A 12,311-nucleotide genomic window follows, 5' to 3' on the forward strand; every position below is an offset into this window, starting at 1 on the left:
TATAAAAACCGCTCAGTCAAATGACTGAACGGTTGAATGAAAAATGTTCGTTTAAGCATTAACAGACTTAGGCTGATTCCGGTTGTTTGCAACTGGAGCCTCATTCGATTGCTCGTATTCTTGTTGAGGCGCGGTCTTTTTCACAAAAAACGAAAGCACAAGCGCCACAATCGTGAGAGCAAGAATGACGAGAAATGCGATATTTACGCCATAAATATCTGGTCGTGAGATAGACGGCTGCTGCTGAGCCGTTTGAGCGGTCGTTGTCATGACCGTCACTAAAATCGCCGTTCCGACTGAAGCCGCAATCTGTCGCATTGTATTATTCATGGCAGCCCCATGTGGAATAAGGTGTTTCGGCATTTGATTCAATCCAGCCGTTGTGACCGGCATCATGACCATCGATAAACCAAACATACGAATCGCATACATTACTGTTAAGAACGTAATGGTTGTCGATGTATCGAGAAATGAGAAGCCGAGCGTTGCGCCAGTTACAATTGTTAAACCAACAATTGCAAGGAGACGCGCACCGATTTTATCAAAAATCCGTCCTGTAATCGGGGACATAAATGCTGTAATAACGGCCCCAGGAAGTAGGACAAGTCCGGACTCAAATGCGGTAAAGTCTCTCATGTTTTGCATATATAGTGGGATCAACGTTTCTGAACCAATTAATCCAAGAAACATCATCATCCCGATGATCGTCGTAATGGTGAAAATCTTATCTTTAAACACTCGAAACTCGAGCATCGGCTGTGAAAGACGTAGCTGTCTTAATATGAAAATCGTCAGCGTGACGACACCAACGATAAGAACGACGATCGTTCTCATGCTGCCCCAGCCTATGTTCCCTGCACTCGTGAACGCATAAAGCAATCCGCCGAAACCGATCGATGAAAGAATAATGGAGATCGGATCGACTTTTGGAAACGTGAGCTCTGTCACATTTTTCATAACGAAATAGGCAACTGCAATAATCATAATAGCGAGTGGCAGCATTGACCAAAAGAGTATGCGCCATGAATAGGCAGCTGTAATCCAACCGGACAACGCGGGACCGATGGCGGGTGCAAATGAAATCACGAGCCCGATGTAACCCATCGCAGCGCCGCGTTTGTTCACTGGAAAAATCATCAGAAAGACGGTTTGCATAAGGGGCATCATAACCCCAGCACCGGCGGATTGAATAACACGCCCAATTAACAACATGCCAAAGTTCGGCGCGAATCCGCCAATAACCGTTCCCACTGAGAAAATACTCATCGCGGAAATAAAAAGCTGTCTCGTTGTAAATCGTTCAAGAAGAAAAGCACTGATCGGGATCATGATTCCATTCACTAGCATAAAGACTGTCGTCAGCCATTGTGCTGTATTCGCGGTAATGTTCATTTCCTCCATGATCGGTGGAATCGCCGTAATCATAAGAGTTTGGTTTAAAATTGTAATAAACGCTCCAGCTAGCAGAAGCGTCGCAATTAACACTTTATTATAAGGTTTAGTGGTCACGATAGGACTCCTCTCGCAATTTCTTATCATCTTCATTAGTAGTAGTTAAGTAGTTTTTCCCTCAATCAATTATCAAATTATACTCTCATCATCGTCTCGTTACAAACGTCTTGATTGTAAAAATTTAATTAAGGAGGAGGGGTGGTTATTCCATATAATGGTATAATTAGGTGTAATGATTCTAGTTAGCGAATAAACTTGGATTTTGTCCAATATATTTCGATTTTGGCCAATAAAACCGCAATTTGGCCAATAAATCTTGAATTTAGCCAATAAACCTGTCGCGGGCAAGCTCTCGCATGTTTTTTGGAGGTTCCTCCCTCTCCGATCTAGAAGTCTACAGGAGTGGCTTATGCTTATGGAAGAGAGTTGCGGACCATCTTCCATGATTTCGAGCCCATTGAGATTAAGAGAGCGTATCCTTCTAGTGGAACTTTTAGCGTAGAAGGTCTGTGGGCAGCGTTATTTAGAATACGAGATTAAATTAAAACTAATTGAGGTGACCACAATGAGGAAAGTAGAAGTTCAGGAGTTTAATGAAATTTGGCGTGAGTTGTTTTTGTTAGAAGCTCAGAAGCTTGAACGCGTATATGGCGATAATATGATTGAGGTTCATCATATTGGCAGTACGGCAGTTGAAGGGTTGAAGGCGAAGCCAGTGATCGATATCATGCCAGTTGTAAAAGATCTTAGTCTAGTGGATCAAAAAAATGAGTATATGAAAGAAGTTGGATATGAAGCGCTAGGTGAAAATGGGCTGACTGGCCGCCGTTTCTTTCGGAAGGGTGGAGATCAGCGCTCTCATCATGTGCATCTATATGAATTAGGAAATCCGGACATTGATCGCCACCTGGCATTTCGAGACTACTTAATGGAACATCGGAGTGATCGCCTGAAATATGGACAGACAAAGGCTGAGCTAGCAATGCGTTATCCTGAGGATATGGAAGCTTATATCGATGGTAAGAATACACTTGTAAAAGATATAGAAGAGAAAGCACTCGATTGGTATGTATCAAAATAGATAGGTTATTGAAAGAAAGAGAGAAAGCGAGCTAGAAAATTGGCTGCTATTCTCTCTTTTTTATGTCTATTTATTTCTAATGAAAAGACAGAAATAGGTTGCATGACGAAGTGATAATGATTATCATTATAAATTAGGTGCGTGTGGTAAGAGCGATTTAACCAAATCTAGTAAAGGGAAGAGTGAGATGAAGAAGAGATACTTAATTAGTTTATTTATTTTATTATCCTTTGTATCCCTGTTTATTGGGGTGAAAAGCATGTCACCTCTCGAGGTGTTTAATTTTACGGATGAGCAGAGTCAGGTGTTCTGGATTAGTCGGGTTCCGCGTCTTGTTAGTATTATTATTGCCGGGGCAAGCATGAGTATTTGTGGACTTATTATGCAGCAGCTTAGTCGTAATAAGTTTGTCTCTCCAACAACGGCAGGTACGATGGATGCTGCTAGACTTGGGATTCTCGTTTCCCTTATCTTATTTTCCTCCGCTAGCTTAATGCAAAAAATGATGATTTCGTTTCTGTTCGCTTTAGCGGGTACGTTCCTTTTTATGAAGGTGCTCGATCGAGTGAAATATAAGGATGCGATCTTCATTCCACTAGTAGGGTTGATGTTTGGGAATGTTCTCGGGTCAATTACTACGTTTTTCGCGTATAAGTATGATTTAATGCAGAGCATCGGTTCATGGCTGCAGGGAGATTTCTCAGTCGTATTAAAAGGTCAGTATGAACTATTATACATAAGCGTTCCAGGACTTATCATCGCCTACATTTACGCCAATCGATTTACGATTGCTGGAATGGGTGAAGACTTCTCGGTTAATCTTGGCTTAAAGTATAAACAGATTGTTAACATCGGACTCGTTATCGTTGCTTTGGTGACAACCGTTGTCATGTTAACAGTAGGAGCCATTCCATTTCTCGGTTTGATTATCCCTAATATCGTCTCGATCATGATGGGGGATAATCTGAAAGCGAATCTGTTTCCAACTGCCATGATGGGCGCAGTATTTGTGTTAATCTGTGATATTCTTGGGCGATTGATTATTTATCCATATGAGATATCGATTGGTTTGATGGTTGGTGTAATCGGAAGTATTCTATTCATTTACTTGTTGTTAAGGAGAAGAGCTTATGTCTAAACGTATGAAAAACAGTCTCCTTTTTGTGCTCAGTCTCCTGCTCATTAGCGCGTTTCTATTGATCGACCTGGGAGGAAATGTAGGCTATATTTTGCCGAGGCGTGCAATCAAAATTGTGGCTATTATTGTAACAGGAAGTGCCATTGCATTCTCTACGGTTATCTTTCAAACAATCACAAATAATCGAATTCTAACACCTAGCATTATTGGGCTTGATTCTCTCTATATGCTCATTCAAACCGTCATTGTCTTCTTGTTTGGATCAATGAACATTTTAATCTTAAATAAAAATATTAATTTTCTTTTGTCAGTTGTCTTAATGATGGTGTTTGCAAGTCTATTATTTAAGCTCCTATTTCGAAAAGAAGGACAGAATATCTACTTCCTGCTTTTAATTGGATTAATCTTCGGTACCCTATTTGGAAGTCTCTCATCGTTCATGGAAATGTTGATCGATCCGAATGAATTTCAGGTTGTACAGGATCGGATGTTTGCGAGCTTCAATAATGTGAACACAGATGTCTTACTTGTATCGATTGCTGCTTTCGTCATTGTATTGGTTTATGCCTGGAAATACATAAAGTACTTGGACGTGCTATCACTAGGGCGTGATCATGCCGTGAATCTAGGCGTCGATTATGATCACATCGTGAAACGATTGTTAATTGTCATTTCGATTCTTGTATCGATTTCCACCGCACTAGTTGGCCCAATTACGTTTCTCGGACTACTCGTAGTCAATGTAGCACATGAGTTTCTTAAGACGTATCGACATAGCTATCTCATATCAGGATCAATTTTTATGAGCGTGATTGCTTTAGTCGGAGGCCAGCTTATCGTCGAACGCGTTTTTACGTTCTCAACATCGATCAGCGTCATTATTAATTTTATTGGCGGCGTGTACTTTATTTATCTTCTACTGAAGGAGAGAAAATCATGATAGAAATCAAAAATGTCTCAAAATCATATGGTAAGAAAAAAGTTGTTCAGAACGTCTCACTCACTGTTCAAAAAGGGACGATCACTTCCTTCATCGGTCCAAACGGAGCAGGAAAAAGTACGCTAATCTCAATGGTGAGTCGCTTGCTTTCATGTGATGAAGGAGAAGTTTACATCGATGGGAGTAACGTTACAAAAACGAAAAGCAATGAGCTTGCAAAGAAAATCTCGATATTGAAACAATCTAATGAGCTAAACATTCGGTTAAAAGTCCGTGAATTGGTTTCATTTGGTCGTTTTCCTTATTCACAGGGACGACTAACGAAAGAGGACTGGGCGTATGTAGATGAAGCGATTCGCTATATGGAGTTGGAAGAAATCCAAGATCAATTTATTGATCATTTAAGCGGTGGTCAGAAGCAGCGGGCTTTTATTGCCATGGTTATTGCACAGAATACGGAATACATCATTCTTGATGAGCCGTTAAATAATCTTGATATGAAGCATTCTGTTCAAATTATGAAGGTGTTAAGACGCCTGGCTGATGAATTGGGAAAAACCGTCTTAATTGTGATTCACGATATTAACTTTGCATCGGTTTACTCAGACCAAATCGTTGCGCTTAAAAATGGATCGCTAATAAGAGAAGGGCGAACCGAAGAGATGATTACCACAGAAGTACTGCAAGAAATTTATGATATGCATATTCCTATTGAACATTATGGTGATCACCGTATTGGAATTTATTTCTCATAAAATTCAAAATCTATATTGACAAATGATACTGATAATCATTATCATTAAGTTAAATGATTCTGGTCATTCTTTTTTATTGTAAATGATTGAGAATTGATATCAATTCTATCAACACTTCAAAAAAGAGATAAGGGGAGAAGAATAATGAGGAAATGGATTTTGATTTTAGCTCTATCAGCTCTAGCACTGATCGTATCTGCATGCGGTACGAATAATTCTGAAGCAACAGAAGCAAATGCAGAAGCGAAGGGATCATCAGAAACAGAAGAAGTAACCGTGAAGCACGACCTTGGAGAAACAACGGTTCAAAAAAATCCAGAGAATGTTGTTGTCTTTGATTTTGGTACACTAGATACTCTCGATAAACTGGGTGTAGAGGTAGCGGGTGTTCCACAAGCTAATATTCCATCTTACCTTTCAAAATATGAATCAGATACATACGAAAACGCTGGCGGTTTGAAGGAACCAGATTTTGAACAAATCGCAGAAATGAACCCAGGGTTAATTATCATTTCAGGCAGACAGTCGGATGCCTATGAAGAATTAAGTAAGATTGCACCAACGATTTATATGGGAGTCGATACAACAGACTATATCCCTTCATTCAAAAAGAATGTCACAACGCTTGGTGAGATTTTTGGGAAAGAAGTAGAAGCGGAAGAAGAATTAGCGAAAATCGATGAAGAAATTTCATCTGTTCAGGAGCTTACATCTTCTTTAGATGAGAAAGGATTAATAACACTCGTGACTGGTGGTAAGGTAAGTGCTTACGGAGCTGGGTCAAGGTTTGGACTCATTCATGATGTGTTAGGGTTACCTGAAGCGGATGGTGATCTTGAAGCATCGACGCATGGCCAAAGCATTTCATTTGAATATATCGCAGAAAAAAATCCAGCTTACCTCTTCGTTGTTGATCGTGACGCTGTTGTAGATGGAGCAGAAACATCGGCGAAAGAAGTAATAGAAAATGAACTTGTGAAAAATACAGACGCTTATAAAAATGATCACATTGTTTATTTAGATTCAAACTACTGGTACTTATCTGGTGGCGGACTGGAGTCAGTGACAGAAATGATTAGCGAGGTTAAAAAAGGAATCGAGTAACATGAAAGCCCCCTTCGAACGTTCGAAGGGGGTTTTTTGATTAAGGCTGATACACCTTACCATCCGCATCAATGTAAACCGTATGAAGAATGGTTCGCTCAAATGAAGCGCCTTTTTTAGTATCACCGTTCACATCAAGCATGATGTGATAAACGCCTTCACCAGCATTTTTAATAGGAAAGGACTTTTGAGCACTCAATTTTTCCTGTGACACTTTCTTTTGTTTCGTTTTTCCATTTTTACTATATTGAATCACAATATCTCCTTCGATTGAATCTTTCACTACATTGTTTTCGTCGATATTAAGCTTCACTACTTTTGCAGAGCTTTTCAGTTGGAGCTCTTGATTTAGTTCACTTTCATAAGCAACTTGCATCACGTAACTTTCTTTCTTTGATTGCTTTACTTTTAGTTTCCATGTGCCAGATTTAGGGAGGTCTACCTTCAGTTGGTGATGAAACGCTCCTTCAAACATCGCCTCATCTTGAGATGTTTCTGTCACCGCATACGTTTTCTGATCAGGCCCTTGAAGAGTGATCACCGAATCCTCGTTTTGACTCATCCAATCGAGCGTAATGCTTTTCGTATCTTCTTCTACATCAAACTTTTCCACTTGCGTTCCCTTAAATTCACCGCCCCGAATGAGGACATTAGCTTGATCAGAAGCAGCCGTTTCATTGATAGAAGTGCGCGGGGCAAAGGCAGGGATCGACTGTGTTAAGTAAGGTTCAAATAAGTTAAGCGTAGCGCTCCCAGTTCGAATGGACGAGTGATCCCAATTCCCGATGCGAATCTCATTTCCATAGGGAAGTCTCGAACTGTTCACCGTAACGGCGCCATCATTTGAGCCATATTGTCGTAAATACAAACCGCCCCAATAGAGCGCGCCACCGAAACTCCCCCAACTAGTGCCCCCAAACGTGTAGTAAGGTGTGGATGAAATGTTCGGTTTTGCATCAGTAACGGATCGGAAATAGCTCATATAGCCGGTCTGTAGTGAATAGGTGGCGTCATTTCGATTTCCGATAATTGCAGCTAACCACCCGGCCCAGCTGCTGTGGGCAAGATCAGCTAGCTGTGAACCTTTGTGTGGGGTGGAGAGCGTAATGACTTTATCAACATATTGCTGCGCATTTGCATGAACGATGGCAGCCTGTGCATCAACCCCACCTTTACTGTGGGTAACAAGAATCACTTTCTTCCCAAAGTACGCGTTGATCTCTGCTAGTTTGCTAGCAAGCAGCTGCCCGTTGTCCCACATGTTTTTCGTAGGGTATAAATCAATGAAAGCCGTTTGGTAGTTCTTGCTGTATGTAAGTTCATCCATATCGTTTTGATCAATCCAGGTGTTTGACGAGCTGTTCAATCCGTGTACAAATACGAGTGGAAGAGAGCCAGGCTTGACGGTCGTGGGTTCATCTCCAATGTACCATTCGCCGGGTGTACCAGTTGCATCACCTTTTCCTATAATGCCGGCTTGTGCGTCGTGAGCGAAAGGGGGAGCGAGCAAGAAGATCATCACCAATAGTGACACCAACCATTTCTTCATAAAACCCTCCTATTTGAAATGAGTCTTATACTACTTCAACTATAAGAATATTCAGTTTATTAAACAAGGAGCGTTTTCACTAACTTACTTAGTTGGAGTATAGGTCAATAGAACGGCAATCGCTGTTCATTCGACGAGTTTCTATGAAGTTCTTACAAGTGTTTCCTCTCTCATTGAAAAGCTGTGTCAAAGGTACTATAACAACGTTCCATAAAAAAACGATCCAGACCTTTAAGTGTCTGAACCGTCAATTCTTTCGTTTCTACTCATTATCTTTTTCAAGACCATTCTTTTCAATAATATTATCAGAAAGGCGGAGTTCCTCTGTTACCTTTTCAATTTGATCATCACATTTCCTAAGCGATACTTTTTCTTCCGTAGAAACGTTATAGCACGTTCCGTTTCCAGCATCTTTTGTTAAATCAGCTTCGTAATAATAATCACGATATCGGAAAGACCCATCTCGAAATGCAGTGAGGTTGGGCTGATCATCAAGAAGAGAATTTCCCATCATATACGGCATTTCCATATTTAACATGTCGACAATTGTTGGGGCGATATCGATTTGCCCGCCGTTTTCTTTGATCACCTGGCCACTACCTTCATTCGGTTTCTTAATGAAAAGGGGTACTTGACGATCGAGTTCAAAAGCGTCTACGGCGCTTTCAACATTGGCTTCCTTTCTCATCTCGCTGCCTTCGTTCGTCAGTCCGCTATCATGGTCACCATAGAAGATCACGAGGGAGTCTTCCCACATCCCTTTCTGCTTTAACTCATCAACCATTAACCCAACGGCCTGATCGACATAATAAACAGTTTGATAGTACCGTTTTAACATCGGATCCTCATATCCCGATAAATCCAACTCTCTTTCTTCTTCCGGAATTTCATATGGCGTGTGGCTCGTTAATGCCACCATGAACGCAAAGTATGGTTCTTTTAACGTTTCCATATGTTCAATAGAGGTGGTCAGAAAGTTTTTATCATTTAAAGCCATGCCGATTTTTTTCTGATTAGGGTAATCTTTGTTGCTGAAGAATTGATTAAATCCGATATTCTCATACACTTTGTCGCGATTCCAAAATCCTTTGTCATACGCATGCATAGCTGCTGTGTCATAGCCATTTTCTTTCAGTAGCTCCGGTAATGATCCAAATTCATTTTCTGGAAAACGTGTATAAACGGATCCCGACTTCAAGGGATAGAGGGACGTATTAGTTATAAATTCAGCATCAGAAGTCCTTCCTTCATGTGTTTGATGATAAAACGAAGAGAAGTACAGCGTTTCTTCTTTTAGCTGATTTAAGTTGGGGGTCAGTTCTTTCCCGTTGATTTTCTGCCCAATGAGCGATCCTTGAAACGATTCCAATTGAACCAAAAGGATATTAGGTTTCTTAACGGAACCATCTTTGTTTTCTGCAGCGTTTTTCTCTAACATTCTTTGTTGCGTTGCGGTTAGATCCTCTTCAGAGTTAAGCACCGCCATTACACCTCTCCAAAGATCAACACCGTGATAGCCCCAGAAACCAAGGTGATAGTAGTCCCGCATATCTGAGACGGATTGATTTGGCGACTGATCTTCTTTAACAGCGCTAAAAATTAACGGTGTCGCAAACAGAACGACTCCGATTAGAAATGTGGCACTTGCTGTTACTCTTCGTTTTTTCTTCGTTACTTCAAATGGTTTCTTTCTCGTGAAAAAGAGTACCAATAGAAAGATCACAACATCAGCGAAAAGGAAAAAGTCTTGAAAGCGAATCAGCGCCATAAAACCACCGCCGACATCACTCATTTGAAGCATTTGTGAAAAGAGTGAGACGGACAGCATATCTTCAAAGTATCGGTAGTACCAGAGATCGGATATAAGAAGAAGACTATGTAAAAACAGGAGCGTCAGCCATATCCAACGGCGTTTCTTCCATTGAATGAGAAGTGTCCAGCTAGATAAAAGTAACATGCCGGCAAGATTCATAAGGAGAAAATCCAATGGAAAAGCTGTATTTGTATAGAAGCTAAATAGTACAAATTTTAGAACGGCGAGAAATAAATAGAAAGCATAGCCGAAAAATATCATGGGATCCTCCTAACGTCTGTCATCATTGTCGACTAATCTTTACCCAAAAATGCATGAGGAGGAACGTTAGAATGTGCTATAAGTGTATTTTTTCCATCGAGTGTAAGGAGCATGCGTCTTTTGAGGAGATTTTGAATCTGAATGTAGAGCTTTAATATGCCCTGGCTTGTTTACCCTCTGCCTCATACTGGGAATACCCTTCAAAAAGGAGTGGTACCGATGGCATTTGACTATGATCTTGATTTTGACAATATTAATTTTCGAGAGCAGCCTGAAAAATACCGCGTTGGACGCGGTGAACAGGGGGTTCTGATGATAGAACCTTATAAAAGTGAGATCCTTCCACACTGGCGCTTTAAAACGCCTGATATTGCGAAGAAGTCTTCTGAAAAAATCTATCAAATGTTTCGAGACTACCAGGAAAATGATGATTTCGTAGGGATGGATATGGCGCGCAAATTTATTCAGATGGGCTATACAAGAGCTCGTCGCTATGCGAATTATAAAGGCGGCAAGAAATACGACAGCGACGGTGACGTGAACGAGCGAGATATAGACGACGAGAAAGCAGAATCAGCAAGGATTTTTGAAGAAAAGTGGAAAATCGTGCGTACAGATGAAGCTTATTTAGAGAAGAAGAAGGAACATCAGAAGAAGTACGGCTGATCCGCGCGATTGCAGTGGTTTCGCGGAATTAATTTAAATATCGCGGAAAAACCGGTGTAATTCGCGGAATTAATGAGAAAAGCGCGGAATAAATTTGATTTTCGCGGAAATCTCCACTTATAGGGGGCTTTATTATGATCTCACTACTTATTAAGTATTGATAGAGGTAATTGCTGAATGCAATGATAATAAGAAAGCCACGTCCTCAGGACGTGGCTTTTTGGTCGTTATCGTCTTAATTTCTGTAGTAAATGAAGAATCTCAATATATAACCATACGAGCGTAACCATTAGCCCGAATGCGCCATACCATTCCAGGTGCTTTGGTGCACCGCGGTTTGCGCCGTTTTCGATAAAATCAAAATCAAGTACGAGGTTGAGCGCAGCGATGGCAACAATGAATAAACTAATGCCAATTCCAACGACGCCGTTTGAGTGTAAATAAGGAACGTTGGCGTTTAAGAAGAGATTCAGTCCAAGGTCAATCATATATACAACAAAGATCGCGAGCGTTGCGGATACGATCATTAACCGGAAGTTCTTTGTAACCTTTATAATGCGAGCAGCATAAAGGAAAAGCAGAACGCCCATGACTGAGAAAGTTAAAGCTGCGGCTTGAATAACGATTCCGGGATATCTGGCTTCAAGAATCGCGGATAAACCACCAATCGCAAACCCTTCAAGCGTGGCGTAGATTGGACCAGTGATCGGTGCGGCACGATGAAAGAATGCTGTAATTAGTGCAAAGATCAGTCCACCGATCGCACCAATGACCATCATTGTATACACATCTTCTCCTTGAGCATAGCGGTACCAGGTATAGATGGATGAACCGAGTAAAAAGAGGAATAAGAAGAAAGTCTTCGCTACCGTTCCTCCAATTGTCATCGCTTCACCTTGATCACGTGTTTTGTTAAAGGTATTATTTTTTAAAACGGGATTTCCGCTTCGCATCATGTATACTTCATCCTTTTCGTAAGAGTAGATTCATTCTAATAGATATGTTCCCAATTTTAATTCTAATCTAACTTACGATTAAAGAGCTGAGAAAGTTTCAGGTAGTATTTTCCTCATGAGAATGTGAGGGATGCCATCTTCCATAAAAACATCTGACTTTGTTTCGTAACCAAGCTTATGATAAAAGCCCTCTGCCTGTACCTGGCCATGTAGCTTTACATTCGTAATGCTTTTCTTGATGGCAAGTTCTTCAAGTTTATGTAGGATTAAATTACCAATCCCAAGCTTGCGGTGTGACTGTAAAATACAAATACGTTCAAATTTCCCCACGCCGTCAACGATGCGCCATCTAGCCGTGCCCACTGCTTTTTCTTCATCAAGAACGAGAATATGTTCGGCTGTATCGAGTGAATCAAATTCGTCATACTCTTCATCCTCTGGCGTTCCTTGTTCGTCGATAAAAACTTCTTTACGTATCTTAAAGGCTTCCTTTAATGCTTCTTCTGTTTCTATTCTTACTGCAATCATTCGTTAATAGCCTCCTCATTCCAACCTATTGTATAGATTGAGTATAATCATTTTCTACGATATCTGTA

At 40.7% G+C, this 12,311-nt stretch carries 11 protein-coding genes; 6 read left to right on the forward strand and 5 right to left on the reverse strand.

The window, feature by feature from the left end:
• Positions 1-51: 51 nt before the first annotated feature.
• The gene (locus AC0VYO_RS05115; RefSeq protein WP_475368547.1) at positions 52-1,509 is read right to left on the reverse strand and encodes an MDR family MFS transporter; all 1,458 of its coding nucleotides are present in this window, start codon (positions 1,507-1,509) and stop codon (positions 52-54) included.
• Positions 1,510-2,017: 508 nt separating this feature from the next.
• On the opposite strand from AC0VYO_RS05115, the gene AC0VYO_RS05120 reads away from it, so the two are divergent.
• The 5 genes from AC0VYO_RS05120 to AC0VYO_RS05140 all read left to right on the forward strand — a co-directional run bounded on the left by AC0VYO_RS05120 (position 2,018) and on the right by AC0VYO_RS05140 (position 6,470).
• Positions 2,018-2,533 carry a GrpB family protein gene (locus AC0VYO_RS05120; protein WP_475368548.1) on the forward strand — a complete coding sequence of 172 codons (516 nt, stop codon included), beginning with the start codon at positions 2,018-2,020 and terminating at the stop codon, positions 2,531-2,533.
• 187 nt (positions 2,534-2,720) lie between these two features.
• Entirely contained in the window at positions 2,721-3,671 is a 951-nt protein-coding gene (locus AC0VYO_RS05125) for an ABC transporter permease (RefSeq protein WP_430245675.1), read from the forward strand.
• Entirely contained in the window at positions 3,664-4,611 is a 948-nt protein-coding gene (locus tag AC0VYO_RS05130) for an iron chelate uptake ABC transporter family permease subunit (RefSeq protein WP_475368549.1), read from the forward strand. Before AC0VYO_RS05125 ends, AC0VYO_RS05130 begins: the two co-directional genes overlap by 8 nt.
• Positions 4,608-5,366 carry an iron ABC transporter ATP-binding protein gene (locus AC0VYO_RS05135; RefSeq protein ID WP_475368550.1) on the forward strand — a complete coding sequence of 253 codons (759 nt, stop codon included), beginning with the start codon at positions 4,608-4,610 and terminating at the stop codon, positions 5,364-5,366. Before AC0VYO_RS05130 ends, AC0VYO_RS05135 begins: the two co-directional genes overlap by 4 nt.
• 144 nt (positions 5,367-5,510) lie before the next feature.
• Entirely contained in the window at positions 5,511-6,470 is a 960-nt protein-coding gene (locus AC0VYO_RS05140) for a siderophore ABC transporter substrate-binding protein (protein ID WP_475368551.1), read from the forward strand.
• Positions 6,471-6,510: 40 nt separating this feature from the next.
• Here the strand turns inward: AC0VYO_RS05140 and AC0VYO_RS05145 are convergent, their stop codons facing one another.
• Both AC0VYO_RS05145 and AC0VYO_RS05150 read right to left on the reverse strand, forming a co-directional pair.
• Positions 6,511-8,019 carry a PGAP1-like alpha/beta domain-containing protein gene (locus AC0VYO_RS05145; RefSeq protein ID WP_475368552.1) on the reverse strand — a complete coding sequence of 503 codons (1,509 nt, stop codon included), beginning with the start codon at positions 8,017-8,019 and terminating at the stop codon, positions 6,511-6,513.
• A 262-nt stretch (positions 8,020-8,281) separates the two neighbouring features.
• Positions 8,282-10,093: an LTA synthase family protein gene (locus AC0VYO_RS05150; RefSeq protein ID WP_475368553.1), complete on the reverse strand. Its 1,812-nt coding sequence runs from the start codon at positions 10,091-10,093 to the stop codon at positions 8,282-8,284.
• A gap of 219 nt (positions 10,094-10,312) precedes the next feature.
• On the opposite strand from AC0VYO_RS05150, the gene AC0VYO_RS05155 reads away from it, so the two are divergent.
• A complete protein-coding gene (locus AC0VYO_RS05155; RefSeq protein WP_475368554.1) occupies positions 10,313-10,759 on the forward strand; it encodes a DUF4385 domain-containing protein in 447 nt (148 codons plus the stop codon).
• Positions 10,760-10,986: 227 nt separating this feature from the next.
• On the opposite strand, the gene AC0VYO_RS05160 is transcribed toward AC0VYO_RS05155, so the two are convergent.
• Positions 10,987-11,712 carry a Bax inhibitor-1/YccA family protein gene (locus tag AC0VYO_RS05160; protein ID WP_475367459.1) on the reverse strand — a complete coding sequence of 242 codons (726 nt, stop codon included), beginning with the start codon at positions 11,710-11,712 and terminating at the stop codon, positions 10,987-10,989.
• An 81-nt stretch (positions 11,713-11,793) separates the two neighbouring features.
• Positions 11,794-12,240 (reverse strand): GNAT family N-acetyltransferase, encoded by a 447-nt coding sequence (locus AC0VYO_RS05165; protein ID WP_475369042.1) that lies wholly within the window; start codon positions 12,238-12,240, stop codon positions 11,794-11,796.
• Between the last annotated feature and the right edge of the window lie 71 nt (positions 12,241-12,311).

The organism is Anaerobacillus sp. 63XJN7_4_ISO-PGPR-S23-413 (assembly GCF_056173725.1).

What these genes read in the sequence shown, in the direction of transcription:
- AC0VYO_RS05120 (WP_475368548.1), top strand. Translation starts at nt 2,018, where the DNA reads ATGAGGAAAGTAGAAGTTCAGGAGTTTAATGAAATTTGGCGTGAGTTG.
- AC0VYO_RS05125 (WP_430245675.1), top strand. Translation starts at nt 2,721, where the DNA reads ATGAAGAAGAGATACTTAATTAGTTTATTTATTTTATTATCCTTTGTA.
- AC0VYO_RS05130 (WP_475368549.1), top strand. Translation starts at nt 3,664, where the DNA reads ATGTCTAAACGTATGAAAAACAGTCTCCTTTTTGTGCTCAGTCTCCTG.
- AC0VYO_RS05135 (WP_475368550.1), top strand. Translation starts at nt 4,608, where the DNA reads ATGATAGAAATCAAAAATGTCTCAAAATCATATGGTAAGAAAAAAGTT.
- AC0VYO_RS05140 (WP_475368551.1), top strand. Translation starts at nt 5,511, where the DNA reads ATGAGGAAATGGATTTTGATTTTAGCTCTATCAGCTCTAGCACTGATC.
- AC0VYO_RS05145 (WP_475368552.1), bottom strand. Translation starts at nt 8,019, where the DNA reads ATGAAGAAATGGTTGGTGTCACTATTGGTGATGATCTTCTTGCTCGCT.
- AC0VYO_RS05150 (WP_475368553.1), bottom strand. Translation starts at nt 10,093, where the DNA reads ATGATATTTTTCGGCTATGCTTTCTATTTATTTCTCGCCGTTCTAAAA.
- AC0VYO_RS05155 (WP_475368554.1), top strand. Translation starts at nt 10,313, where the DNA reads ATGGCATTTGACTATGATCTTGATTTTGACAATATTAATTTTCGAGAG.
- AC0VYO_RS05160 (WP_475367459.1), bottom strand. Translation starts at nt 11,712, where the DNA reads ATGCGAAGCGGAAATCCCGTTTTAAAAAATAATACCTTTAACAAAACA.